The 24,938-nt window shown below is 66.2% G+C and carries 21 protein-coding genes; 19 read left to right on the forward strand and 2 right to left on the reverse strand.

All coding sequences use genetic code 11. From position 1 onward, the window contains the following. The first annotated feature begins 108 nt into the window (after window positions 1-108). Window positions 109-1,842, forward strand: a complete 1,734-nt coding sequence (locus A9Z00_RS09880; RefSeq protein ID WP_296976544.1) for an ABC transporter substrate-binding protein — start codon at window positions 109-111, stop codon at window positions 1,840-1,842. A gap of 135 nt (window positions 1,843-1,977) precedes the next feature. Here the strand turns inward: A9Z00_RS09880 and A9Z00_RS09885 are convergent, their stop codons facing one another. Beyond that, window positions 1,978-2,733 carry a hypothetical protein gene (locus A9Z00_RS09885; protein ID WP_296976547.1) on the reverse strand — a complete coding sequence of 252 codons (756 nt, stop codon included), beginning with the start codon at window positions 2,731-2,733 and terminating at the stop codon, window positions 1,978-1,980. A 517-nt stretch (window positions 2,734-3,250) separates the two neighbouring features. On the opposite strand from A9Z00_RS09885, the gene A9Z00_RS09890 reads away from it, so the two are divergent. The 10 genes from A9Z00_RS09890 (at window position 3,251) to A9Z00_RS09935 (ending at window position 13,820) form a co-directional block, all read left to right on the forward strand. Beyond that, on the forward strand, window positions 3,251-3,658 hold the full coding sequence (locus A9Z00_RS09890; protein ID WP_296976550.1) for a hypothetical protein: 408 nt from the start codon (window positions 3,251-3,253) through the stop codon (window positions 3,656-3,658). Window positions 3,659-3,863: 205 nt separating this feature from the next. Continuing rightward, window positions 3,864-4,745: an ROK family protein gene (locus A9Z00_RS09895; protein WP_296976551.1), complete on the forward strand. Its 882-nt coding sequence runs from the start codon at window positions 3,864-3,866 to the stop codon at window positions 4,743-4,745. 68 nt (window positions 4,746-4,813) lie between these two features. Continuing rightward, on the forward strand, window positions 4,814-6,262 hold the full coding sequence (gene cls / locus A9Z00_RS09900) for a cardiolipin synthase (RefSeq protein WP_296976554.1): 1,449 nt from the start codon (window positions 4,814-4,816) through the stop codon (window positions 6,260-6,262). A 31-nt stretch (window positions 6,263-6,293) separates the two neighbouring features. Next, on the forward strand, window positions 6,294-8,537 hold the full coding sequence (locus tag A9Z00_RS09905; protein WP_296976557.1) for an alpha/beta hydrolase family protein: 2,244 nt from the start codon (window positions 6,294-6,296) through the stop codon (window positions 8,535-8,537). A gap of 100 nt (window positions 8,538-8,637) precedes the next feature. Next, the gene (locus A9Z00_RS09910; protein ID WP_296976559.1) at window positions 8,638-8,874 is read left to right on the forward strand and encodes a DUF7667 family protein; all 237 of its coding nucleotides are present in this window, start codon (window positions 8,638-8,640) and stop codon (window positions 8,872-8,874) included. Window positions 8,875-9,012: 138 nt separating this feature from the next. Beyond that, entirely contained in the window at window positions 9,013-9,630 is a 618-nt protein-coding gene (locus tag A9Z00_RS09915; protein ID WP_296976561.1) for a spore coat protein, read from the forward strand. Window positions 9,631-9,720: 90 nt separating this feature from the next. Continuing rightward, window positions 9,721-10,095, forward strand: a complete 375-nt coding sequence (locus A9Z00_RS09920) for a hypothetical protein (RefSeq protein WP_296976564.1) — start codon at window positions 9,721-9,723, stop codon at window positions 10,093-10,095. Window positions 10,096-10,183: 88 nt separating this feature from the next. Further along, window positions 10,184-10,936 carry an oxygen-insensitive NADPH nitroreductase gene (gene nfsA / locus A9Z00_RS09925; RefSeq protein ID WP_296976566.1) on the forward strand — a complete coding sequence of 251 codons (753 nt, stop codon included), beginning with the start codon at window positions 10,184-10,186 and terminating at the stop codon, window positions 10,934-10,936. A 239-nt stretch (window positions 10,937-11,175) separates the two neighbouring features. Beyond that, window positions 11,176-13,536 carry an RNA polymerase recycling motor HelD gene (gene helD, locus A9Z00_RS09930; RefSeq protein ID WP_296976568.1) on the forward strand — a complete coding sequence of 787 codons (2,361 nt, stop codon included), beginning with the start codon at window positions 11,176-11,178 and terminating at the stop codon, window positions 13,534-13,536. After that, window positions 13,533-13,820 (forward strand): DUF1294 domain-containing protein, encoded by a 288-nt coding sequence (locus A9Z00_RS09935; protein ID WP_296976571.1) that lies wholly within the window; start codon window positions 13,533-13,535, stop codon window positions 13,818-13,820. Before helD ends, A9Z00_RS09935 begins: the two co-directional genes overlap by 4 nt. A gap of 27 nt (window positions 13,821-13,847) precedes the next feature. On the opposite strand, the gene A9Z00_RS09940 is transcribed toward A9Z00_RS09935, so the two are convergent. Further along, a complete protein-coding gene (locus A9Z00_RS09940; protein WP_296976574.1) occupies window positions 13,848-15,059 on the reverse strand; it encodes an MFS transporter in 1,212 nt (403 codons plus the stop codon). 147 nt (window positions 15,060-15,206) lie between these two features. On the opposite strand from A9Z00_RS09940, the gene A9Z00_RS09945 reads away from it, so the two are divergent. The 8 genes from A9Z00_RS09945 to A9Z00_RS09980 all read left to right on the forward strand — a co-directional run bounded on the left by A9Z00_RS09945 (window position 15,207) and on the right by A9Z00_RS09980 (window position 24,825). Then, on the forward strand, window positions 15,207-16,184 hold the full coding sequence (locus tag A9Z00_RS09945) for a DUF4184 family protein (RefSeq protein WP_296976576.1): 978 nt from the start codon (window positions 15,207-15,209) through the stop codon (window positions 16,182-16,184). A gap of 3 nt (window positions 16,185-16,187) precedes the next feature. Continuing rightward, a complete protein-coding gene (locus tag A9Z00_RS09950) occupies window positions 16,188-16,991 on the forward strand; it encodes an undecaprenyl-diphosphate phosphatase (protein WP_296976578.1) in 804 nt (267 codons plus the stop codon). Window positions 16,992-17,058: 67 nt separating this feature from the next. Beyond that, on the forward strand, window positions 17,059-17,370 hold the full coding sequence (locus A9Z00_RS09955) for a YbjQ family protein (RefSeq protein WP_296976582.1): 312 nt from the start codon (window positions 17,059-17,061) through the stop codon (window positions 17,368-17,370). A gap of 178 nt (window positions 17,371-17,548) precedes the next feature. Further along, complete coding sequence (locus A9Z00_RS09960) at window positions 17,549-19,906, forward strand: DUF4350 domain-containing protein (protein WP_296976584.1); 2,358 nt, start codon at window positions 17,549-17,551, stop codon at window positions 19,904-19,906. 65 nt (window positions 19,907-19,971) lie between these two features. Beyond that, the gene (locus A9Z00_RS09965) at window positions 19,972-20,904 is read left to right on the forward strand and encodes an ABC transporter ATP-binding protein (protein WP_296976595.1); all 933 of its coding nucleotides are present in this window, start codon (window positions 19,972-19,974) and stop codon (window positions 20,902-20,904) included. After that, window positions 20,901-21,848 carry an ABC transporter permease gene (locus A9Z00_RS09970; RefSeq protein ID WP_296976587.1) on the forward strand — a complete coding sequence of 316 codons (948 nt, stop codon included), beginning with the start codon at window positions 20,901-20,903 and terminating at the stop codon, window positions 21,846-21,848. The genes A9Z00_RS09965 and A9Z00_RS09970 overlap by 4 nt, the downstream gene beginning before the upstream one ends. A gap of 144 nt (window positions 21,849-21,992) precedes the next feature. Further along, entirely contained in the window at window positions 21,993-23,810 is a 1,818-nt protein-coding gene (locus A9Z00_RS09975) for a hypothetical protein (RefSeq protein ID WP_296976589.1), read from the forward strand. Between the two features lie 22 nt (window positions 23,811-23,832). Further along, entirely contained in the window at window positions 23,833-24,825 is a 993-nt protein-coding gene (locus A9Z00_RS09980) for an AAA family ATPase (protein ID WP_296976592.1), read from the forward strand. The last annotated feature ends 113 nt before the right edge of the window (window positions 24,826-24,938 follow it).

A 24,938-nucleotide genomic window follows, 5' to 3' on the forward strand; every position in this document is an offset into this window, starting at 1 on the left:
AAACCTATGGTTGGCGTTGACGTTCCACATCCGGCATCGGTATTGGCGGGCCCTGGCCCGATCACCAATACATCTTGCACATCGATCACGGGAGGGGTATCAGACAGCATGAACCGCAAGAGAAATTGGCTGGTCCTGCTGCTCGCCGTCGTCATGCTGGCCGGGCTGATCGCGGGCTGCGGCGGCAAGAAGAACGACGGAAGCGGCAATTCCGGCGGCGCGTCATCCGCGACCGGCGGCGGAAGCGGTTCCACGGACGCCGGAGACGGGGATCTCGAGCCGATCACCTTCACGTTCTACGGCGCGGACCCGAATCCGAACTGGCAGAACATGCAGGATCCCGTCGGCAAGGCGATCACGGCGGCGACGGGCGTGATCCTCGACGCGGAATTCGAGGTCGGAGATCCGGCGCAGAAGATCGCGCTGATCGCGGCGTCCGGCAAATATCCGCACCTGATCAGCCCGAAGGGCGATCTCGGCAAGCTCGTGGAGGCCGGCGCCATGCTGGATCTCACGGACCTGATCGAGCAGCACGCGCCGAACATCAAGAAGCTGTTCGGCGACCAGATCAAGCGGCTGCGCTACAGCGAAGAAGACCCGTCGATCTACGTCATTCCGACGTACGCGGAGGTCGGCCAGACGTACTTCGATGCGAGCGGCGGCTTCCAGCTCCAGCACCGGGTCGTGAAGGAGCTCGGATTCCCTCGCATCCGGACGGTGAAGGACTTCGAGAACGCGATACGGGAGTACCTGAAGCGGCATCCCAAGGATGAAAACGGCAACCCGAACATCGGGCTGACGCTCAACGCGGACGACTGGCGCATGTACATCTCGGTCACGAACCCGGCGTTCTACACGACGGGCGCTCCGGACGACGGGGAGTACTACATCGACATCGACACCTATGAGGTCACGTACCACTTCCGCCGTCCGATCGAGAAGGAATATTTCCGCTGGCTGAACCACATGAACGCGGAAGGCCTGCTCGATCCGGAGAGTTTCGTGCAGAAGTACGACCAGTACCTCGCGAAGATCGCATCCGGCCGCGTGCTCGGCCTGATCGACCAGCGCTGGGACTTCCAGGAAGGCGAGAACGCGCTCAAGGCGGAAGGCAAGTTCGAATACGGCTACGGCCACTATCCGGTCACGCTGACGGAGGAGTTCAAGGAGACGTCGTTCTGGCCGGTCGGCTTCAGCCCGGGTTGGGGCGTCGGCATCACGGTCGACTGCCCGGATCCGGTGCGCGCGATCAAATTCCTCGACTTCCTCGCTTCCGAGGAAGGCCAGATCCTCGACAACTGGGGGATCGAGGGCGAGCACTATTACTATGACGAGAACGGCAAGCGCGTCATTCCGGACGAACTCGTGGAGCGCAGGAAGAACGATCCTTCCGGCTTCCAGCGCGAGACGGGCATCGGCCTGTACCACAACCTGGGCGCCCACTACGGCGACGGCGTGCTCGACTCGACGGGCAACTATTACACGACGAACTTCCCGGAACAGATCATCGCGTCCTACAACGACGTCGAGAAGGAAGTGCTGGCCGCCTACGGCGCGAAGACTTGGAAGGACCTGTTCCCGAGCGAGGAGGAGTTCCCGGTCAAGCCGTGGGGCGCGGCGTGGAACATCCAGGTTCCGGCCGACAGCGAGCTGGCCGTCCTGCAGGAGCGGATGAAGGAGATCACGTGGCGCCGGATTCCGGAAGCGATCCTGGCACCGCCGGAAGACTTCGACCGCATCTGGGACGAGTATCAGCAGGAGCTGCTGAAGGCCGGCGTCGAAAAGATGGAAGACGAGTACGAGAAACTCGTCCGGGCGCGCATCAAGCTCTGGAACGAGTGATCGGGTAACGTTCAGACTGTCGACCGTCTGCACTGCACCCCGTCAAGCATGACGGGGTGCGGTTCATCACCCGCGGTCCGGCAGTCTTTCTTTTTGACGAGACCGGTCCGATTCGGGAGATGCCGTTGCGGTCCGTCAGCCCCGACCGGTCTCCTTCAGCGGTTCCAGCAGGGCGATCCGCCGCTTGCCGGCGTTGAGCAGCTCCAGGCGGCGATAGCCCCCGTGCCGGAGCTTCAGCGATTTATCCGCGATCAGCGCGACGACCGACGCGCCGGGCTGAATCAGGGGGAGGAGGCTGTCCAGCATCCGGCCGGCCGGATCGCCGCCCTCGCAGCGCCACCCGGTCAGGTTGCCGTAGGGAAGATCGGCGATGACGATATGGACGGGACGAAAGGCGCTTTCCCGGACCGCATCCGGCGCGCCGGCCGTAATGTCCGCCGGAAACACCTCGATGGCATGGATGGCTCCGCGCGAGCGATACCCCTCGAGGACCGCCGCGCTCGCGAGCGCTTCCCGGTGGGACGGCTTGCCGTATTTCGCGTACAGTGCCCGCAGCTGTTCCGTGCGCGCCCGCATGCCCGGTTCGGTCAGCAGCGACAGATTGCGCCGCGCCGCATCCAGCATCGCTTCATCGATGTCGGAGGCGAGGACGGCGCGGATCCGCGGCCCGTGCAGAAGGCCGATGACCGTCAGCAGATATCCGCTGCCGCAGCAGGGATCATAGATCGTGTACGGCCCGGGCTGTCCCCGTGTTTCCAGCAGCGCGAAGCAACGCTGCGCGATTTCGTCCGCGAGCCGGACCGGGAACGGCGCGGCTCCCTTCGCGTTGTAGAGCACCCGGCCGCTTGCGAAGTGCGCCCGGGATTCATCCGATGCATGGCGATACTCCAAATCCGAATCCCCCGCATGACACGTCTTACGGGCATCATAACACAACCCGGTTGAGCGGCGAAAGGAGCGCTTCGCCGGCATCGGAAGCCGTTCCGGCAGACGGTCGGGCGTTTCGGGCGGGCCGGCTCGTGATGCGTTCGCCCGGGCTGCGGCCCGCTGATTTTTTGTTCTCCGGTCAACCTGTAAGACGCCTGACCTTCGGTTGTGTTGTTGTTCCCTTGTGAGCTTCATTTCTGCTGTTATAAGATTGTTACAAGATGGAATCAATGCGCTGGCTGAATGCGCTGGCTGACCGATCAAAAGGTCATCCGTTGTCAGGCTGGTCAGGCTGATCCGAAGTCCCGGAATCGGGGAAGGAACTCGCATGGTCCGCGGGGAATCCGGCTGCAAGGCGCCGCCCGGACAAGGCCTCCTCCCGGCGCCGTGCCCGGGCCGTCGGGCGGAAACGCGCGGCGGACGGGGCGCGGGAAGAGGAACCAGAGGTCAACCGGACGAAAGCGAAGGGGGAAGACGGGACATGCCCACGCCGAAACCGGCGCTTGCCGGCTGGCTGCTCGCCTATGTGGATTACACGATTCTGGTGCTTGCGCTGCGGGGATTGTCGCTCTGGTTCGTCCTGACCGGCGATATCGGCATCTTGGCGGGAGGCGGCGATTTCCTCTTTCATTTTTGGACGTCGGTGCTGCTGGAACTGATGTCCCTGGCCGTGCTGATCCTGTTCTGGCGCCGCGTCCGGATCGCGCGGTGGGCCGCCGTGATCCGGGAGGCGTCGGTGCTTGCCGTCCTCGCGGCGCAGGCGCTCCTGTTCGGCCCGGAGAGCGTCTGGTGGGAGATCGCGCTGGCCGAAGCGGCGGCCGGCGCCGGCTGGATCGCGTACCTTCTCCGGTCGCGGCGCGCGCGCGAATATTTCGCTTCCGCCCCGTGATGTTGCCGCGACGGCCGGTTCGTGTGCCGGTCATCGCGCCGCCCCCGGAGGGGTCGGGACGCCGGACCGGACATCCGGGCCATCCCTGCGGCGCATTTCGGTCATATCCCCTTCGATCCCGTTGAGGCCATCGTGCCGGAAAGGCGGACGCTGTGCTATAATGCTGTAGACCAAGCAGAACGAGACATGCGAGGGGGAACCGCGATTGCGCATCGGAGCGATTGAAGCCGGCGGCACGAAGTTTGTATGCGGCGTCGGCGATGAACACGGCAACATTCTCGACCGCATCTCGTTCCCGACGGGACAGCCCGAACCGACGCTGGAACGGGTCATCGCGTATTTCCGGGACAAGGAAGTCGAGGCGATCGGCATCGGTTCGTTCGGTCCGATCGACATCGATCCGGACAGCCCGACCTACGGCCATGTGACGACGACGCCGAAGCCCGGCTGGTCGGGATTCGATTTCCTCGGCACGATGAAGCGGGCGTTCGACGTGCCGTTCGGCTGGGACACCGACGTGAACGCCGCGGCGTACGGCGAAGCGATGTGGGGAGCGGCGAAGGGCCTCGACAGCTGCGTCTATTACACGTTCGGCACGGGCGTCGGCGTCGGCATCTTCGCGGAGGGCCGGCTCGTGCACGGCCTGGTGCACCCGGAAGGCGGCCACGTCCTGATCCGCCGCCATCCCGACGATTCCTTCCCCGGATCCTGCCCGTATCACGGCGACTGTCTGGAAGGAATGGCCTCCGGCCCGGCGATCGAGCGGCGCTGGGGCGTGAAGGGCAGCGAACTTGCGCCGGACCATCCGGCGTGGCCGATCGAGGCGTACTACATCGGACAGGCCCTCGCGTCGACCATCGTGCTGCTCTCGCCGAAGAAGGTGATCCTCGGCGGCGGCGTCATGCACCAGCGGCAGCTCTTCCCCATGATCCGGGAAGAAGTGAAGCGGAATCTGAACGGGTATGTGGCGCACGACGCGATTCTGAAACATCTCGACGACTACATCGTACCCCCGGGCCTCGGCGACAACGCCGGCCTGTGCGGGGCGCTCGCCCTGGGTCTCGCGGCGCTGCGGGGCCGGTCCTGATGCGGTGAACGGCTGCCTTCCCGCCCGCGGGCGGGAGGGCTTGTTTTGCTGATGGAGGTTTTGCGGCAATGACGATCCTGCAGCACGTCTCATGGCTTCTGATCGCATGCAACCTCCTGTTCGCGGCGGCGATCGTCTTCCTGGAACGGCGCGACGCGGCGGCGACCTGGGCCTGGATTCTCGTGCTCATTTTTCTGCCCGGCCTCGGCTTCATCCTGTACCTCGTGTTCGGGCAGAACCTGCGCCGCCGCCGGTTCCTCCGGATCCGCGCCGCCAACCGGGACCGGATCGGGAATATCGTGAGCCGCCAGCGTGAGGTCTTTGCGCAGCACCGGATCGCATTCAACGATCCGCGGATGGAGCCGCACCGCGACTTCATCTACATGAATCTGTCGAGCGCGCACGCGATCTACACGCAGGACAACGAAGTCGACATCTTCAGCGACGGCGAGGCGAAATTCGAGCGGCTGCTGGCCGACATCGATGCCGCGCGGGATCATATTCACCTGATGTACTACATCGTCCGCGACGACGGGCTGGGCCGGCTGCTCCTGGACCGGCTGGCCGGGAAGGCGAAGTCCGGCGTCGAAGTCCGCTTTCTCGCCGATCACGTCGGTTCGCACCGGCTGTCGCGCCGGTTCTTCCGGCCGCTGATCGAGGCGGGCGGACAGGCGGCCTTCTTTTTCCCGATCCGGTTCGGCCAGCTCACGCCGCGGATCAACTATCGCAATCACCGCAAGCTGGCGATCATCGACGGCCGGATCGGCTACATCGGCGGGTTCAACATCGGCGACGAGTACCGCGGCCGCGATCCGAGGATGGGCTTCTGGCGCGACACGCACCTCAGGGTGCGGGGATCGGCCGTGCGGCAGATGCAGGCGCGCTTTCTGTATGACTGGAATCTGGCCGTGCCCGACAAGCCGCTCCTTCCGGACGAGCGGTATTTTCCCGATGAGCCCGGCCCCGGTCGCGTCGGCATGCAGATCGTCGCGAGCGGTCCCGACCAGGATCTGGAACAGATCAAGCACGGCTTCATCAAAATGATCCACGATGCCGAGTCGTTCATCTACATCCAGACGCCGTATTTCGTGCCGGACGAGAGTTTCCTGACCGCGCTCCGGATCGCGTCGCTGTCCGGCGTTGACGTCCGGCTCATGATTCCGGAACGTCCCGACCACCGGATCGTCCATTACGCGACGTTCGCCCATCTGGACGAGATGCTGAAGGCGGGCGTGAAGGTGTATCTGTACCGGAAGGGCTTCCTGCATGCGAAAATGATCGTCGCCGACGGCAAAATCGCGACCGTCGGCACCGCCAACATCGACAACCGCAGCTTCCGGCTCAACTTCGAGGTGAACGCGTTCCTGTTCGATTCGGAGGTCGCGGGCCGGCTTGCGGCGCTGTTCGAGGACGATCTCGCGGATTGCGTCGAGCTGACGCCGGACCTGTACCATAACCGGCCGCTGGTCCACAAGGCGCGCGAATCGGTGGCGAGGCTGCTGTCCCCGATCATGTGACCGGCTGGCGAGGAGGTGGACGAGGGAAGGCATGGAATTGAGAAAACCGGCCGTCTTGAGACGGGCGGCCCGTTACGCGCGGGTCCGTACGGCACGGGCGTTCCGCCGCGACACGCGCATCTGGCGGGCGGCGAGCATCGGCATCACCGTCGTCTGGACGGCGCTCGCCGCGGTAAGCGTCCTCGGCATCCCGACCGGGATGGGCTACGGCTTCGATGCGGCGCTACTCATCCCGGCCGCCCTTGTCGGCCTCGGGGCGGGCGGAACGGCGCTTGCCTATCTGTTCTCGTTGCTCGGGCTCCCGATTCCGCGGCTGTTCGCCGGAATGTACGTGACCTCGACGGTCGGGATCGCATGCGTGCTGCGGGATGCGGCGATGGGCTGGGCCGGGCCCGTCGTCGCCGCGATCGTCACGGGCATCGGCGCCGCAGCGGGCGGGCTCGTCCGGGCGTTGGCCGGACTCAGGCGGAAGCCGGTCCGGACGTTGCTGGTTCTTGCGGCCGCGGCGGCCGCCGCGATGCTGTTTGCGGCGGGCACGCCGCTCGCGCAGGATGAGGCTGCCGCGGTGCTCACGGCGGACGACCGGGTCTTCGACGCGGAGGAAGCCGCCGAAGGCGCCGATCCGGGCGCGCTTTCGGCCGGGCCGGGTCCGTACGGGTACGCGTACTTTACCTATGGCAGCGGGACGGACCGGCACCGCGCCGAATTCGGGGCGGAAGCGGACGTGATCACCCGGCCGGCCGACGCGACGTCGATCCATCCGAAATGGTCGCCGATCCGCACCCGGTTCTGGGGGTTCGGCACGAACCGGCTTCCGCTGAACGGCCGGGTGTGGATGCCGGAGGGGGACGGGCCTTTCCCGCTCGTGCTGATCGTGCACGGCAACCATCTCATGGAGGATTTCTCGGATGCGGGATACGCCTATCTCGGCGAGCGGCTCGCGAGCCGCGGCTTCATCGCGGTGTCGGTCGACGAGAATTTCCTGAACTATTCGGTCTGGAGCGGCATTCCGAAGCCGGACATGAAGCTGAGAAGCTGGCTGCTCCTGCGGCATCTGACCGAGATCGCGGAACTCGCCCGGACGCCGGGCAATCCGTTCCACGCGCGCGTCGACCTCGGCAGGGTCGCCCTCATCGGCCATTCGCGGGGCGGCCAGGCGGCGGCGATGGCGGCGGACCATGCGCGCTGGTTTGCGGACGATCCGTCGCTTGCGGCGATCGGGGAGGAGATCCGCATCGCCGCGGTGGTTGCGATCGCGCCGACGGACATGCGCGTGGACGGGAAGCGGGCCGAACTCCGCGGCGTCAGCTACCTGACGATCCACGGTTCCCGCGACGCCGACCTGCAGAACTTTTACGGCGACCAGCAGTACGTGCGGACGGCGCTGGACGGGCGGGCGGATCTCTTCAAAGCGGAAATCTACCTCGAGGGCGCGAACCACGGACAGTTCAACACGACCTGGGGCCGGTTCGACCTGTCGATGCCGACCGGCATGCTGCTCAACACCCGGGATCTGCTGGACGGCGAAGTGCAGCGCGAGGCGGCGGCCGGCTACATCGCGGCGTTTCTGGAGGCGGCGCTGAACGGGAAGGAGGCATACCGGCGCTTCTTTTCCGATCCGGATCTCCGCCAGTCCCTCGCGGGGAAAGCCGTCGTCTACGGACGGTATGAAGCCGGCGATTTCGTCCCGGTCAGCCGGTTCGAAACGTCGGGCCTCCGGACGCCGGCGTCCGGTGTGACTGCCGAAGCGGAAGGGATGACGGAGTGGACGCACACGGCGGTGCTGAACCGCGACGGAAAGAGCCGGGGATACAAGGGGCTGGTGCTGGCCTGGGAAGGCGGCGCGCGATACACGATCGGTTTCGAGGAATGGCATGCGCGGAATGTCGGGATGAAGGAAACTTCCGCGTTCGCCTTCTCGCTGGCCGATTTGTCCCATGAGCTTCCCGAAAGTGGCGCGTACGAGATCGGCATAAGCGTCGAGGGAACGAACGGTCTGAGGGCGCGGCTCGAGCTGGACCGGTTCGGCGTCCTGAAATCGCCGCCCCGCGTCACGTTCACGGTCCACCGGTTCCTGGAGCGGCGGTTCGGAAACGGCAAATACAAGACGGACATCGAACCGGTGTTCGAGACGTTCATCGTGCCGCTCTCGGCATTTGAGGAGGCGCGGCCGGGGCTGATGTCGGACGGCATCCGGTCGGTCACGCTGCACCTGGAGGGCGGACCCGGCAAGATCATGATGGACGAATTCGGGTTCTATCCGGAAGGGCCATGACGGACGGCTCGTCCTTTTTTTTGCGGGCAGGTTTCGGTCCGGATCGCGGCGGCCATACTGGGGACGTGGCATTCTGGGGACGCGGAAAGGAGGGGAAAGGATGCCGATCCTGCCCGTCCACGAGCGGCTGGCCGAACTGTGGGTGATCCGGAGCCGGCGTCCGCTGACGGACGCGGAAGAGATGGACTTCGCGCATTGTCTCGAGGTCAACGCGTCGTATATCCGGCAGCTCGCGCATCTGAAGAACCTGTCGCTGCTCGCGGCGATGACGAACGACACCGAATGGCAGCGCGAGATCAGCCGGCGGATCGGGAAGCTGACCGCCGAAGGAATCTGACCCGCCGGCTGCTCCGGTCCCCGTCCGGACACCTGCGCTTCCGGCGGGGATTTTTTCGCGCATAACCGGATCGGGGCAGGACATACTACATCTGGCCGGACACCGGCCCAAATTCTCGACGTCAGGAGGTCCTACATAGTGGCAGCGAATCTCGGAGCACACGAAGTGATGGAAATCCACGAAGTGCTGAACGGCACGGTCGACGCGATCAACCAGCTTCAGCTGTTGCGCCAGCGCGTGCGGGACCAGCGGCTGGCACAGATCATCGACCATCAGCTTCAGTTCGCGGTGACCGGGTACAACGCAATGGTGGATCTGCTGCATCGCCAGGGCGCCGGGCATGTGGCTCCCTACCGCGCCTTGAAGAGCGGGTTCCAGCCGACCTACGGTCTCGACCATCCGGGAACGGTAAGCCCGAACACGTCGCCGGACCAGCTTGACGACCGGGACATCGCGAGCATCGTGCTCGGCCTGCACAAGGCGTCTGCTGCGAAGAAGATGCTCGCCGCGCTCGAATGCGCGAATCCGGACATCCGCCGCGCCATGCAGCAGGGCGCGATCAACTGCGCGGAGCAGGCGTACGAAGTGTGGCAATTCATGAACGAACAGGGCTGGTATCAGGTGCCGACGCTGAAGGATGTGACGACGCAGACGATGTCGAACGTCTACCAGCCCGCGGGCACGCCCCAGAACGTGCCGACGAGCCCGTCCGGCGTGCAGTGGCAGCAGCAAAACTTCGGCAACGCGCTGCAATAAGGCGTGTTCACGGAAAACGACCCGCCGGCCGGGTCGTTTTCCTGCATCGGCCGGTTGCGAACCGTGCGGGAAAGGAGCGGTCAGGCGAACATGGCGGAACGGAATGTGCTGGCCTATTTCCGGAGCGAGGAGGAGGCGAAGGCGGCGCTGGAGCGGATGCGGCATCTCCGCATCGAAGACAGCTCGATCCGGCGGATCGACCGGTATCCGGGACAGGAGATGCACGACATCTCGAACCCGCTGAGCGGAGATTTCCCGGGGCTCGGCTATCTCGTGCACGGCACGGACTTCACGAACGCCGGCGCGGGAATCCTCGCCGCGGCCGACGTCAGCGCGAGCGGCTTGAGTTCCGGCGGGCCGGACAACCGGGTGACCGGCCGCGACGTGCTGCTGACGGTCGTCGTGGACGAGCGGGATTACGAGCAGGCGGTGCGGATCGCGATGGAAGGGGGAGCGACGGTCTAGCCCCGACGGAGGCCGCGCCGGGCCGCGACGCCGGACGCTTTTCCGGAAGCCGCGGAATCGTTTATGATGGTTCATGAGGTGAAACGGCATGAACGATGTGCGATCCGGGTCCGGGACACTGGATCTCATCATGAACCATCGGTCGATCCGCGCCTTCGCGGACGAGCCCGTGCCGGAGGCGGACTTGCTGCGGATCATCCGGGCGGCGCAGATGGCCTCGACGTCGTCCAACATGCAGGCGTACAGCGTCATCCGCGTGACGGATCGCGCCCTGCGCGCCGCGCTGGCGGAGATCGCGGGACGGCAGCAATACGTCGCCGACTGCCCCGAATTCCTAGTCTGGTGCGCCGACATGGAGCGCCTGAGGATCGCGGCCGGCTTTGAGCCGGCGGAAATGCCGTGCAATGCCGAAGCGTACACGATCGCGGCGATCGACGCGGCGCTGGCGGCCCAGAACGCCGCGATCGCGGCGGAATCGCTGGGTTACGGCATCTGTTACATCGGCGCCGTGCGCAACGACATCGCGAAAACCGCGGAGCTGCTCGGCCTGCCGGAGCGCGTCGTGCCGCTTTTCGGCATGTGCATCGGCCGTCCGGCGCAAGAGCCGCTCCTCAGGCCCAGACTGCCGGTCGAAGCGGTGCTGCACGAGAACCGGTACGACGCTTCCCGGTATGGCGGCGCGGTCGCGGCCTATGACGGCGTGCACGCCGCCTATTTGAAGGAACGCAGCGGCGGCCGCCATTCGGCCGGCTGGTCGGAGCAGATGCGGGAGCGGCTTTCCCGGCCGCCGCGAAGAATCGGCCGGTTCCTGCGGGACCAGGGGTTCGACCTCGCGGACTGACGGCGTCTTCAAAACGCCGGAATGCGAAAACCTCCCGTCCGGCAACGGACGGGAGGTTGAATGTTTCTATCGGAACTGATAAAATAAAAAAACGGAACCCAAACCTGATAATGAGCACAGATGTACTCATTTTAATTATAACGGGTTGGCGTTTTCGTGTCAACACCTTTTTTGCCGCATGTCGGGAAGCGGTGCCGAAATGACTCATTCGATGTTCGCGAGAGGGGTGTCGGATCGGAATGGACGCTGCGGATCCGAGATGGAAGGAAGAGCAGGCCCGCGTCGACCGCGTCACCGCCAGCATCCGGCGGACGATCGACCGGTTGGAGAAGGAGATCGGCGCCGTTCGGTCGGAGGCGTACGAAATCCGCAAACATTTCTGGGACGAGGTCACGGTCAACTTCAGTACCTTCGACGACATCCAGGAAACCTGGTACAGCGTGAAGCAGCAGGCGGATCTGCTCGCCGAGCGGGAGCGGACGGAGCGCCATTCGGCCGCGTATGTCGAGAAGCTGAAGCGGCTCAGCGATTCGCCGTATTTCGGCCGCATCGACTTCCGCGAGAGCGGGGAACGGGAGGCCCAGACGATCTATCTCGGCATTGCCTCCTACCGCGAGGAGGACAGCGACGAATTCCTCATCTACGACTGGCGCGCGCCCATATCGAGCCTGTATTACGATTATCCGCCCGGACCGGCCGAATACGAGACGCCGTCCGGCACCGTCACCGGAGAGCTCGAACTGAAGCGGCAGTTCGTGATCCGGGACGGCGTGATCCGCTGCCTGTTCGACACCGGCGTGACGATCGGCGACGAACTCCTGCAGCAGGTGCTGAGCCGGACGTCGGACGCGACGATGCGGAGCATCGTCGCGACGATCCAGCGCGAGCAGAACCGGATCATCCGCAACGACCGGAGCCGCATGCTCGTCGTCCAGGGCGCGGCCGGCAGCGGCAAGACGTCCGCCGCGTTGCAGCGGGTCGCGTACCTGCTGTACAAGTACCGCGGCATGCTGACGTCCGACCAGATGGTGCTGTTCTCGCCCAACCCGATGTTCAACAGCTACGTTTCGACCGTGCTGCCGGAGCTCGGCGAAGCGAACATGATCCAGACGACGTTCCAGGATTACCTCGAGCTCAGGCTCGGCAAGCAGTTCCGCGTCGAGGACGCCTACGACCAGCTGGAATACGTCCTGACGCGCGAGGACGACGCGGACTACGAGACGCGGCTGGCCGCCATCCGCTTCAAGTCCTCATCCGCCTATCTGGCCTTGATCCAGGCGTACCTCCGCAGTCTGGAACAGTCCGGCATGATGTTCCGTCCCGTGACGTTCAGGGGCCGCACGATCGTCTCCGCCGGGGAGATCGCGGACAAATTCTACAGCCTGGGCTCCTCCGTCCGCCTCGCCAACCGGATCGAGCTGGTCCGGGACTGGCTCCTCGGACGGGTGAAGGCGTTCGAGCAGGCGGAGCGTTCCGCGGCCTGGGTCGACGAGGAAATGCAATACATGAACCGGACGGACTACCAGCGCGCGTATGCGAAGCTCCGGGCGCAGCGGCGGCATGTCGCGCGCGCCACGTTCGACGACACCGAAGCGGAACGGGAACTGCTCGCGGAGGTGATCGTGCGCCATGCGCTGAAGCCCGTCCGCGCACGCGTGGCCGCGCTCCGTTTCGTCGACGCGAAGGGGCTCTACCGCCGCCTGCACGCCGATCCGGAGCTGGCGGCGTCGCTCGCGCGGGAGGTGAAGCTGCCGGCGGAATGGCCGGCGATCGCGGCCCTGACGGTGCGCGCGCTCGACGAAGGTCGGCTGCTGTACGAGGACGCGACGCCCTATCTCTATCTGAATGAACGGCTGAAGGGCTTCCGCGTGAACACGAACGTCCGCCACGTGCTGGTGGACGAGGTGCAGGACTACACGCCGTTTCAGCTCGAGTTCCTGAAATGGCTGTTCCCGCGCGCGCGGATGACCGCTCTCGGTGACCTGAACCAGTCGATCCACGCGCAGGATTCGGTGCTGGAGGAAGGAGATCCGCTCACGAACCTGTACGGACCGGAGGAGACGGAGTGGATCCGGCTCACCCGCAGCTACCGCTCGACGCGCGAGATCGTCGAGTTCACGCGCACGATGATCCCGGACGGCGAAGCGATCGAGCCGTTCAACCGGAGCGGCGGCAAGCCCGTCGTGACGATCGTGCGGGACCGGGACGAATTGCACCGGCGCATCGCCGAAGCGCTGGAGCAATGGAACCGGGAAGGGTTCGAATCCGCGGCCGTCATCTGCCGCACCGCCGCCGAGAGCGAGGAGGCTTACCGGGCGCTGTCGGAGCGGATCCGGGTCCGCCTCGTGACGAAGCATACGCCGCAGTTCGAGAAAGGCATCAGCGTCATTCCCGCGTATCTCGCGAAGGGCGTCGAATTCGACGCGGTGCTGATCTACGACGCGTCCGCGGAGGTGTACGCGCGCGAGCGCGAGCGGCGGCTGTTCTACACGGCCTGCACGCGGGCGATGCACGCGCTGCGCGTGTTCTCGGTCGGCCGGCCGTGCCGGTTCCTCGAGGATGTGCCGGAGGACAAATACGTGCTGGAGCGGTACGCATGACGGGGGCGGCCGGCCTGGTGGCCGCCTGTTTCGCGGGGATGAGCGTCATGACGTTCGGCATGATGGGCCTGGACAAGCGCCGCGCCCGGCTGGGCCGCCGCCGGATACCCGAGCGGCGGCTTCTCCTGTGGGCGCTCGCCGGCGGAGCGGCGGGGGGATGGATCGGCATGCTGCTGTTCCGCCACAAGACGAGGCACCGGGCGTTCGCCTTCGGGCTTCCGCTCATGACGGTGCTGCACGCCCTGCTGCTCGCCGCGGCCTTTCGCCTGAAGGGCGGCGGATAACGGCGGATCACATGCAAACGGCCGGCATCACGCCGGCCGTTTGCGCCAGATCAGGCACAGCGCCGCCGCGAGGATCGCGGTGGCCGCGCCGCAGAAAAATCCGCTGTCCATGCCCCAGGCTTCGTTCAGGTATCCCGCCAGATAAGGTCCCCCGAACATGCCGGCCGAATAGACGGCCTGATAGAATCCCATCGCGGTCGCCCGCTTCGGACCGGGCACGTCCCGGATCGCCGCGCCGAGCAGGAGCGGGAGGTAAAGCCCTTGGGCGAACCCGTTCAGCGCCTGCGTCGCCGTGAGCAGCGGCAGCGAGGGCGACCAGGCGATCGCCGCCGTGCAGACGCCCGCGAGCGCGAAGCCGGCCATCATCACGGGCCAGACGCCGAACCTCGGCGCGAACCATTTGCCGCTCCAAAGGGACGCGAAGGCGTGCGGAATCATGAAAGCGAACACGAGCCAGGTCAGTTCGGCGTTCGAGGCGCCGAGATCGTTCACCGCCTTGAGCGGCGTGAAACCGAACATCGTGATGAACAGCACGCAGTGGCCGAGGATGGAGAGCAGCGACACCTTGAGCAGCGTCGGATCGCGCACGACGGCGCCGACGTCCGCGAACGACATCGGATCCCGCTTCACGCCCTCCTTCGGCTCCCGGATGAAGCAGGCGGCGATCAGGCCGATGAAGGCGATGACGGCGCCCGCGACGAACGGCGCATGCCAGCCGTACGCGTCGGCCATCCATCCGCTCACGCCCATGCCCGCGATCTGTCCGGATACGATCATGAAACTCGCGTTGCTCATCGCCCGCACGGCCTGGGCCTCCGCGAAATAGCCGGCGTAGAGCACCGTGAACGCGACCCAGGTCGAGGCGCAGACGCCCGCCACTGTCCGGCCGGCCAGCGTCCACAGCCACGAATCCGGGACGATGAACAGCAGGCAGCTGAGGCTTCCGGTCGCCATGCCGAGCAGGATGAACGGCTTGCGGCGCCTCAGACGGTCCGACCAGATGCCGAGCGGGAAGCGGCACACGAGCTGGGCGAAGCCGTAGCTGCCCAGCACGAGCCCGATCGCCTGGAGCCCGAGCCCGCGGTATTCGAGGTACGGCGTCAGAATCGGGACATAGATGTACATAGTTGTCCAATAAAATAGGGTGACGACGGCGAACAGGACGTGGTCGGCCCGTCGGACCGCCGCGGACGGTTTTGCCGTTTCAGGGGATTCGGGCTGCGAATATGGCGGTTGCACGATGCATGTCTCCCCGGTTGCGCGTTTGTCCTGCGATTGACGCATTCCCCACCAATTCTATTCCCGATTGCATCGGATGTCACTAGAAAAAAAAGTTTAAATTCGCTATGATGGTACGGTACGCCGGATACGGAAAGGACGGATCGCATGCCGCACACGTTCGCCCATCCGTTCTTTGCGGCGCCGCTCAAGCGCCTGATGCCGCGCTTTCTGCGCACCTCGGGCCTCGCGCTCGGCAGCATGGCGCCGGATTTCGAATATTTCGTCGCCATGGAGCCCCATCGGACGATCGGCCACACCGTCGCGGGATTTTTTCTTCTCCATCTGCCGCTGTGCGCGGCCGCCGTGCTCGTGATCGAGCGTCTCCTGCTGCCGACGCTGCCGTTTCTCCTGCCTTCGGCCGGCGGATGGGACCGGTTCGCGGCGGAACGGCTCCGGATGCGGCCGCTCCGGACGCCCGGAGACTGGCTCAAGTTCTTCATCTCGCTCTTCATCGGTTTTCTGACCCATCTGTTCATGGACGGGTGGACGCACGGCCACACCTGGTTCACGAACCGGTATTGGTGGCTGCACAAACGGGGCTTCGGTGACTTCGTCGTCTACGAGTCGTTGCAGTTCGTCTTCACCGCCCTCGGAGCCGGGGCGATCGCGCTGTATGTCCTCATCCGCTGGCGAACCTGGCGGAAGGCGAACGGCGGAGGGGACGGCGGTCCCGCATGTCCGCCGGACGAGAAACGCGCGTTCCGGCGGATCGCCGCCGGCATGTCGCTTCTCGTGCTGGCATGGAAAATGCTGATCGATCCGCCCGGCTGGCTGCCCGGCGCGGTCGTCGTGGCGCCGTTCTCGGCGCTCGCCGCCGGCTGGACGCTCGCGGCGCTGATGCGGGTGCGGCGGCGGGCGGCATGGCTCGCATTCGCCGCGCTGGCGGCGGTCACGGCCGGTTACGCAGGGGCGGAAGCGATCCTCTACGAACGTTTCGACGGCGCCGTCCACGGCCGGCTGCCCGGTGTGACCGCCTGGGTCGCGGCCGTCTGGGGCGTCAGCCTCGTCGCCGCGTTCTGCGCCGCCGCCGCGCGCCGTCGTCCGCCGCGGGAAACGATCCATCACAACGTCAGGAGCGTGTGAACAGTGGAAGAACTGATCAAGGTCATCATTCTCGGCATCATCGAAGGCCTGACGGAATTTCTGCCCGTCTCGTCGACCGGGCACATGATTCTGGCGGGGCATCTGCTCGGCTACGAGGGCGGAGCCGCGGACTCGTTCAAGATCGTCGTGCAGCTCGGCGCGGTGCTGGCGGTGTTCGTCCTCTATTTCCGCCGGTACATGGACATCCTGAAGGATATGGTCCGCCTGAAGCTGAACGTGCCGAACAAGCTGAACGTCATCCACATGATCCTGGCGATGCTTCCGGCGCTCATCGTCTATCTGATCTTCAAGGATTTCATCAAAAATGACTTGTTCGGTCCCGGCCCGGTCCTGATCAGCCTCGCCGCCGGCGGCGTGCTGATGATCGTCGCGGAGCTCGCAAAGCGCAGGGTGACGAGCGAGAACACCGATGACATCACCTACGGCCAGGCGCTCGGCATCGGCCTGTTCCAGTGCCTCGCGCTGTGGCCGGGCTTTTCCCGCTCGGGTTCGACGATCTCGGGCGGCATGCTGCTCGGCACGAGCCGGAAGGCGGCAGCGGACTTCACGTTCATCATCTCCGTGCCGGTCATGCTCGGCGCGACGGTGCTCGACCTGTACGACAGCCGCGATCTGCTGACGAAGGACGATCTCGTGCTGTTCCTGATCGGCGGGGCCGCCTCGTTCATCGTCGCGATGCTCGCCGTCGTGACGTTCCTGAACCTGATCAAGCGGCTCAGGCTGACCTGGTTCGCGCTTTACCGCTTTGCGCTGGCGGGGCTCTTTTACTGGATCGTAATGGCTTGAATTCCATGAAACGTTCGCGCCTCCATGTCCGTATATGGAGCAAAAGCCTGCGGAGGAGTTGAAGCCCGTGTACCTTACGACGACCCCGACCATTGAAGGAAGACCGATTCGGGATTACCTCGGCATCGTCTCCGGCGAGGCGATCATGGGCGCGAACGTCGTGCGCGACTTCCTCGCGTCGATCACCGACATCGTCGGCGGCCGCTCCGGTGCCTACGAGAACAAGCTGCGGGACGCCCGCGACATCGCGATCGGCGAGATGGTCGAGCAGGCGCGGCGGATGGGCGCCAACGCGATCGTCGGCATCGACCTTGATTACGAAGTGGTGCGGGAAGGCATGCTGATGGTCGTCGCCAGCGGCACGGCCGTCCGCATCTGACAGCGGGAAAAACGTTACGAAGCGGGCAGCTCCGACATCGTTCGGGGCTGTTCCCGCATTCATGCAACCTGCTGCAGCGCCCGCGCGTCAAATGTGTAACGGTCGAAATTCGCATCCGGTCTCTCGTTCCATCAACGGATGACCGGCGCATTCGGAATGAGATGGGGGTAGAACAACCTTGACGGACAAGCTCGGCCGAAGAGCGGCCGCTGCCCTGCTCGCGCTGCTTATGCTTCTGGCCGGTCTTCCGGCCGCTTCCGCGGAAGCGGAGGACGAAGGGATCGAGCTCGCGTGGGAGCTGGGCATCCGATCCGTGCAGAAACATGGAAAATACGCGAGGCTTCAGCTGGTGCTCACGAACCGGACGGGACGCGATCTGCGCGGGGACGTCGTGTTCGCTTACGACGACGGGGAAGCGAAGGAGATCGCCGTGCCGGTCGAGCTGCCGGCGGACACGCCGATCGTCGTCGACATGACCGTGCCGGGCATGCTGTACAACAAGGACAACAACCGGATCCGGTTCGAAGAGGGCGGGGCCGGTTCCGGACGGGAGATCGGCTTCCTGTCCGGCCGGAATTATCTCGTGAGCACGGGCGTCACGTCGACGACCGTCGGCATCGTCGCGCGCGATCCGGACACCCTGAATGTTCTTTCGCTGCTGAACTCGCGCGGTTACGACATCCGGACGGTCCCGATCGGGGCGGACGACCTTCCGGAGGATCCGCTGCAGCTGGATTCGCTGGACATCCTCGCGCTGAACGACGTGCCGACCGGAGGCTGGCCGCGGGAACGGATCGACGCGATCCGCAGCTGGGTCATCCGCGGCGGCGTCCTGATCGTGTCCGGCGGGGCCGGCTACGCGAAGACGGCCGAAGCGTTCGCCGATCTCGTGCCCGTCGCGCCGGACGGGACAGGCGAGCTGGAATCGGCGGCGATGCTGGAGGCGATCGGCGGGGAGCCGCTGAAGCCCGGAACGCCGGTCACGGTTGCAACCGGCACGCTGCAGGCGGGATCCGTCACCCTCCAGGACGGCGTCATCGTCTCGGCCGTGCGCCCGTACGGCGCGGGCAAGGTGCTCTACGTCGCGTTCGACCCTTCCGTCGAGCCGCTGGCCAGCTGGGGAGGAAGCGCGAAGCTGTGGGAGCGGCTGCTCACGGACGTCGGGCTGCGGCCGGCGGCCCTCAAGGTGAACTACGGATACGGCTACGATTTCTGGCTTTATGACTCGATTCTGGGTTTTTTTCCGTCCATCCGGCCGCCGGCCGTCGGCAGCCTGTCGGTCTTCTTCATCGTCTACGCGCTGCTGGCGGCGCCGGTGCTGTATCTCGTGCTCCGGAAATTCGACCGCCGCGAGTGGATGTGGTGGCTCGTTCCCGTGTTTTCCGTCCTGTGCAGCGTCGTCATTTTCGCGGTCGGATCCGCGGACAAGCGGGAAGTGAAGGCGCACAGCGTGCGGACGGTGAATCTGGCGGGCGACGGCTGGGCGGACCGGTACGCGGGTGCGGCCGTGTTCGTCCCGTCGGGCGGCAGGGTGCGCGTCGATTTCCGGGATGCGGGATACGCGGTTCCGCTGCGGGACGAATCGATCCTGCAGCGAGGCGTCGACGGCGCGTCCGGCGCAAACGTTGCCCGGATGGAGGACGGCCGGGCTTCGGTGGTTTGGCGGAACGTGCCGTACTGGTCCTTCCGCAAGGCCTGGGTGCATCTCGGCGCTTCGCCCGGTTACGGACAGTTCGATGTGAAGCCCGAATACAGCGGCGGTCTCCTGGACCTGGCGATCACGAACCATACCGCGGCCGATCTCCGGCATGTCCATGTGCTCGTGGAAGGCCGGGCGTATTCCGTCGGCGATCTGAAGCGCGGCGAATCGGGGACGGTCCGGATTCCGCACGGTCGCTTCTCCGCCGGCTTCGGCGGTTACGGCCCCCAAATCTTTCCGTATCAGGGCCGGGGGGATGAGTACGCACGCGAACGCGGGCTGATCGACATTTACCTGAATGAACTCCGGAAATCCGGGGTGGAGGTTTCGGGCCCGGTGATCATCGGATTCAGCCATGACGGGGAAAGCTGGTTCGAGGTGAACGGATCGGCCCGGCGGTCCGACAACGTGACGCTGTGGACGCAGATGCTCGATTTTTCCATGGAGGCGTTCGAAGCCGGCGCATCCAGGATCGTGAAGCCCGTCATCGTCGAACAGAACATGAAGGGATACGGCGTCACCTTCGGCGATCCCTGGATGCAAATGACCGACGGAACGCTCGTGTTCGAGTTCCCGCTTCCCTGGCGGGACGAGCCGATCGTTTCCTTCACCGTGCGCCATCCGGATCCCGCGGTGTCCGGCAGCGCGTTTCTGTCCGTCTGGAACGAGGCCGAAGGTGATTGGGAACTGATTCCGATCCGGTCGTCCCATTGGTTGCCCGGTCCCGCGGATGCGTACATCACGGAGCGGCGGACGGTGCGGATGCGGCTGGAGGCCGTCGGCACGGTCGAATACCGGCTGCCCGATCTGGAACTGGAAGGAGGGACGCCCGAATGACGGACGCGGCGGAACTTCAGGCGGAACGGCCGGGCGGCGGTCCGGCGGAGGAATCAGAAAGGCCGATGGTCGAGATCCGGGGGCTCAAGAAACGGTTCGGCTCGTTCGAGGCGCTGCGATCGGTCGACCTCACGATCCGGCGCGGGACCGTGTTCGGATTCATCGGACCGAACGGCGCCGGCAAAACGACGACCATGGCGATCCTCGCGACGCTCATCCTGCCGGATGAAGGCGTCGTCCGGGTCGACGGCCTCGACGTGACCGAGCATCCGGCGGAAGTGCGCCGGCGGATCGGGTACATGCCGGATTTCTTCGGCGTCTACGATCAATTCCGGACGACGGAATATCTGCACTTTTACGGCGCAAGCTGCGGCATTCCGAAGGCGGAACGCGACGCGATCATTCCGCAGCTGCTCGAGCTGGTCAATCTGGCGGACAAGAAGGACGCCTATGTCGACACGCTGTCGCGCGGCATGAAACAGCGGCTCTGCCTTGCGCGGTGCCTCGTGCACAATCCGGATCTCCTGATCCTCGACGAGCCGGCGTCCGGCCTCGACCCGCGCGCGCGGATCGAGATGCGGGAGATCATCAAAGAGCTGAAGGCGATGGGCAAGACGATCCTCATTTCCTCCCACATTCTGCCCGAGCTCGCGGAGATGGTGGACGAGATCGGCGTCATCGAACGGGGGAGGGTGATCGCCCAGGGCAGCGTCGTCGAGATCCAGCGGCGGCTCCATGCGGGGCGCATCCTGGAACTGCGGCTTGCCGGACGCGCCGAAGAGGCAGCCGCCTGGCTGGAGGGCAACCCTCTGGTCGGGCGCGTGATCCGGGATGGCGAGCTCGTCCGGTTCCGGTTCGCCGGCGGCGATGAAGAGCAGGCGGAGCTGCTGGTCCGTCTCGTCGGGCTGGGATTCAGGCCGATCGCCTTCGGCGAGGCGCAGACGAACCTGGAGGACGTCTTCCTCGAAATGACCAGGGGAAGCGGGGTGGAAGCATGAACGGACCGTCGGCGCCGAAGCGCCTGCTGCCGGACTTCAGGACGAAGATCATCAATCCGGTGCTCGACAAAGAATTCACCCTCCGCATGCGGACGCCGCGCTCGATGTGGGCGCTGCTCTTCTATCTGGCCGCGATCGGCGTCCTGACGTTCGGCCTGCTGTCCATCTTCCGGTTCGATTACGGGCTGGGAGTGTCGGTGTTCGAGCCGTCCCGCAGCCGGACGCTGTTCCTGTTCATCAGCGTCGCCCAGCTCGGGCTGATCGCGTTCATGACGCCCGGACTGACGGCGGGCGTGATCAGCGGCGAGCGGGAGCGGCAGACGCTGAACCTGCTGCTCGTGACGCAGCAGAGCTCGACGGGCATCATTTTGAGCAAGCTGATCGCGTCGCTCGCGTTCATGACGCTGCTTGTCATTTCCACGCTGCCCGTATTCAGCATCGTGTTCCTGTACGGCGGCATCTCGCCCGGACAGGTCGCCACGGTGTTCGCGTTCTATCTGTTCACGATGCTGGCCTTCGGCTCGTTCGGCGTCCTGTTCTCGACGCTGGTGAAGCGCACGATGCTGTCCGTGATCGCCTCATACGGACTGACGGTGTTCGCGTACGGCGGCACGGCCTTTCTCTATCTCGTGCTCGTGCTCCTGGTCGAAAACCTGAGTTCGGGACAGGCGAATCCGCCCGCGTATTACGGCTGGCCCGGCTTCCTGCTGGGGCTCAATCCGGCCGCCGCGCTCGTCAGCATCTTCGAACCCGATCTGTCGGACCGCGTGTTTCGCGTCGGCGTGAACGGTTACCAGATCGGCGTGCCGATCCGGCTGTGGCAGGAATACTTCATTGTCTACGGGGTGTTGGCCGTGATCGCGGTCGTGCTCAGCATCCGCCATGTCCGCCCCTTGCCGCGGAAGAAGCGAAGCAAGGCCGCTGCCAAACACAAATCGGGTTAAATATGAACGGCATTAAACATCAGGATCGCTTGCGACCGTGCGGCAAACCAATCCGCCCGCATTCGCGGCGCGGTCTCCGCGCCGCATCGCGCTTCGGATGCGCCGATTCGGCCGTTTTGAAAGGAATGCGAAGGGAGGGGGAGCATGCGGCGGGAAGTGCCGGATATGCGGAAAGAGCAGACGACGCGCTTGCTGCGGTTGTTGAAACCGGTGCGCCGGCGCCTGTTCGCGATCCGTTTCGTCCGGCGGACGGCCGTCGGCCTGCTTGCCGGAAGCGGCGCGGCGCTTCTGACGCTGGCGGCGGCCCGCATCGTTCCGCTGCCGCACGCGCCGGCCGCCGCGGCAGCCTGCGCCCTGGCCGGTCTGGCCGCCGGCGCCGCCGCGGCGCTGCGGCCGCGCATCGACGAGCGGAAGGCGGCCCGCGTGATGGATCGCGGCGGAACGGACGACGCGATCGTCACGGCGCTCGACGCGCTGCATCTGGACACGCCGGCCGCGCGCCTGCAGCGCGCCGACGCCGAAGCGGCGGCCGCCCGCTATGTGTCCGGGCTGGGCGAGCGGATTCCCTGGCCGGGCGGGCGCGGGCGGAAGCTGTATCTGGCGGGCCTCTCCGCGATCTGGATCGCGGCGGCGATCCTGCTCATGCTCCCGAATCCGATGGAGGAGCGGCTGGCTGCCAAAGCCGCGCTCGATGAAGCGATCGGGCGGATCGAACGGGAACTGAAAGAACTCGAATCGTCCGACAGCCTGTCGGAACCGGACCGCCGGGCGCTGACCGAACCGCTGAAGCGGCTGCGGGAACAGGCGCTGCGGAAAGACCCGGAGGCGCTCCGGGCCGAATGGAAGGAGGCGGAACGGGAGATCGGGCGCCTCATGGCCGAGCTCGGGCAGAAGCGGGAGGCGCTTCGCTCCTGGGCGCAAGAACTGCAGCGGACGCCCGGACTCGAAGCGGTCGGCCGCGCGCTCGAGCGCGGCGGAAGGCACTCGCTTGCCGATGCGCTGGAAGAGGCGGGCGGCCGGTTCGCCAGCCTTTCGCCCGAGCAGCGGAACATGCTCGCGGAGCGGCTCCGGGAGCTGGCGTCTTCCGCTCCGGACGTCCTGGGTGATCAGCTCCGCGAAGCGCTCGGACGGGCGGCGGAGGCGATCGGAGCCGGCGATCCGGAGGCTGCGGCGGACGCGCTGCGGGAGGCGCTGGAGGAAGCGCTGTCGGCGGAAGCGCTGGAGGCGCTCGCCGAACAGGCGGCAGCCGCACTGGCGTCGGCCGGCGGGCGGCTCGGACCGGGTTTCGGGACCGGGACGGGAAACGGCGGCTGGAACGGCCTGGCGGATGCGGAAGCGGACGGCTCGAGCGGAAGCGCCGGCGGACCGGCGGGCGCGGAAGGAAGCCAGGGCGGCTCCGGTTCGGGCGGTCCGGAACAGGGAACGGAAGGCGGAGGCTCTTCCCGGGGGCCGGGCGGAACGGGGCGGAGCGGTTCCGCTTCCGGCGGAGCGTCGGGTTCCGGAACCGGCGGATCGTCGGGAGCCGCTTCGGGCTCCGGTTCGGCGGGTGCGGGTTCGGCCGAAGGTTCCGGCGGCCGGGGAGGATTCGGCACGGGCGCCGGATCGGGGACGGGAAGCGGCGCGGGTTCCGGTACGGGGACCGGTGGCGCGGGTTCCGGTGCGGGGTCCGGCGTCGGCGCGGGTTCCGGTGCGGGATTCGGAAGCGGAGGCCGGACGCTCGTCACGACGCCCCGGATTTACGCGGGCGAGGGCGAAGTGACGGTGGACGGCGGTCCGGCGTCCGGCGGCGCCGTGACCGAGGGCGGACGCTCGCCGGTCCTGGACGGCGGCGTACGCGACTACGCGGAGGTGTACGCATCCTATGAGGCGGAAGCCCGGCGGGCGCTGTCGGACGGAACGCTGCCGCCGGCGCTGAAGGAGCGCGTCAAGCGATATTTCGAGGAGATTCAGCCGGATCGGTGACGGTCCGGGACGGGAGGATGCCATGATCGAATCGAAAGCGGAGATCGCGGAAGCCGTCGAACGGATCCATGCCGTGCGGCGCGAAATCGCGAAGGTGATCGTCGGTCAGGAGGCGGTCGTCGAGCAGCTCCTGTGGTGTCTGATCGCCGGCGGACACGCGCTTCTCGAGGGCGTGCCCGGCCTGGGCAAGACGATGCTCGTCCGGACGGCGGCGGATGCGCTGGATCTCACGTTCTCGCGCATCCAGTTCACGCCGGATCTCATGCCGTCCGACATCACGGGAACGCGCATCGTCGAGTTCGGCGCCGCCGGACAGCCGGCCGCGTTCCGGTTCCAGCCCGGGCCGATCTTCGGCAACCTCGTGCTCGCGGACGAGATCAACCGGGCGACGCCGAAGACGCAGAGCGCCCTCCTCGAGGCGATGCAGGAGCGGACGGTGACCGCGGGCGGCGAGACGCATCCGCTTCCCCGCCCGTTCTTCGTGCTCGCGACGCAGAATCCGCTCGAGCAGGAGGGAACCTATCCGCTCCCGGAGGCGCAGCTCGACCGCTTCCTGCTGAAGATCGACGTCGGCTATCCGAGCCGGGAGGAACTGAAGGCGATCGCCCTCCGCACCACCTCCGCCCGGGAAACGAAGGCGGAGAAGGTCGCCGGAGCCGAAGATTTGCACCGCGTCCAGCGGTACGCGAAGGAAGTGCTCATATCCGACGACATGCTCGATCTGGCGGTGCGGATCGTCATGTCGACCCATCCCGGCGAGGCGGACGCGCCGGAAGCCGTCCGGCGGCACGTCCGTTACGGCGCCGGACCGCGCGGCGTGCAGGCGCTCATCGGCATCGCGAAGGTGCGCGCGCTGCTGGACGGGCGGCTGCACGTCTCCCGCGCCGACCTCTCCGCGGCGGCCGGGCCCGTGCTCCGGCATCGGATCGTGCTCGGCTATGAAGCGATCGCCTCCGGCGTCAGGCCGGACGAGCTGATCGCCGGGGTGCTCGAAGCGGCGGGTGTCGGGCCGTGAAGACGGGAAACCGCGCGGACGGCGGCGCTACGGGAACCGGCGGATTCGCCGGCGGCGCCGGTCCGCTCGTCCGGCCCGGCGAATCGCTGCTCCGGAAACTCGAGCGGCTGGCC

The organism is Thermobacillus sp. ZCTH02-B1, from assembly GCF_002159085.1.
In the GTDB taxonomy this organism is placed as follows: Bacteria; Bacillota; Bacilli; order Paenibacillales; family Paenibacillaceae; genus Thermobacillus.

Coding starts and splice junctions, on each gene's coding strand:
- A9Z00_RS09880 (WP_296976544.1), top strand. CDS start 109: ATGAACCGCAAGAGAAATTGGCTGGTCCTGCTGCTCGCCGTCGTCATG.
- A9Z00_RS09890 (WP_296976550.1), top strand. CDS start 3,251: ATGCCCACGCCGAAACCGGCGCTTGCCGGCTGGCTGCTCGCCTATGTG.
- cls (WP_296976554.1), top strand. CDS start 4,814: ATGACGATCCTGCAGCACGTCTCATGGCTTCTGATCGCATGCAACCTC.
- A9Z00_RS09905 (WP_296976557.1), top strand. CDS start 6,294: ATGGAATTGAGAAAACCGGCCGTCTTGAGACGGGCGGCCCGTTACGCG.
- A9Z00_RS09910 (WP_296976559.1), top strand. CDS start 8,638: ATGCCGATCCTGCCCGTCCACGAGCGGCTGGCCGAACTGTGGGTGATC.
- A9Z00_RS09920 (WP_296976564.1), top strand. CDS start 9,721: ATGGCGGAACGGAATGTGCTGGCCTATTTCCGGAGCGAGGAGGAGGCG.
- nfsA (WP_296976566.1), top strand. CDS start 10,184: ATGAACGATGTGCGATCCGGGTCCGGGACACTGGATCTCATCATGAAC.
- helD (WP_296976568.1), top strand. CDS start 11,176: ATGGACGCTGCGGATCCGAGATGGAAGGAAGAGCAGGCCCGCGTCGAC.
- A9Z00_RS09935 (WP_296976571.1), top strand. CDS start 13,533: ATGACGGGGGCGGCCGGCCTGGTGGCCGCCTGTTTCGCGGGGATGAGC.
- A9Z00_RS09945 (WP_296976576.1), top strand. CDS start 15,207: ATGCCGCACACGTTCGCCCATCCGTTCTTTGCGGCGCCGCTCAAGCGC.
- A9Z00_RS09965 (WP_296976595.1), top strand. CDS start 19,972: ATGGTCGAGATCCGGGGGCTCAAGAAACGGTTCGGCTCGTTCGAGGCG.
- A9Z00_RS09970 (WP_296976587.1), top strand. CDS start 20,901: ATGAACGGACCGTCGGCGCCGAAGCGCCTGCTGCCGGACTTCAGGACG.
- A9Z00_RS09975 (WP_296976589.1), top strand. CDS start 21,993: ATGCGGCGGGAAGTGCCGGATATGCGGAAAGAGCAGACGACGCGCTTG.
- A9Z00_RS09980 (WP_296976592.1), top strand. CDS start 23,833: ATGATCGAATCGAAAGCGGAGATCGCGGAAGCCGTCGAACGGATCCAT.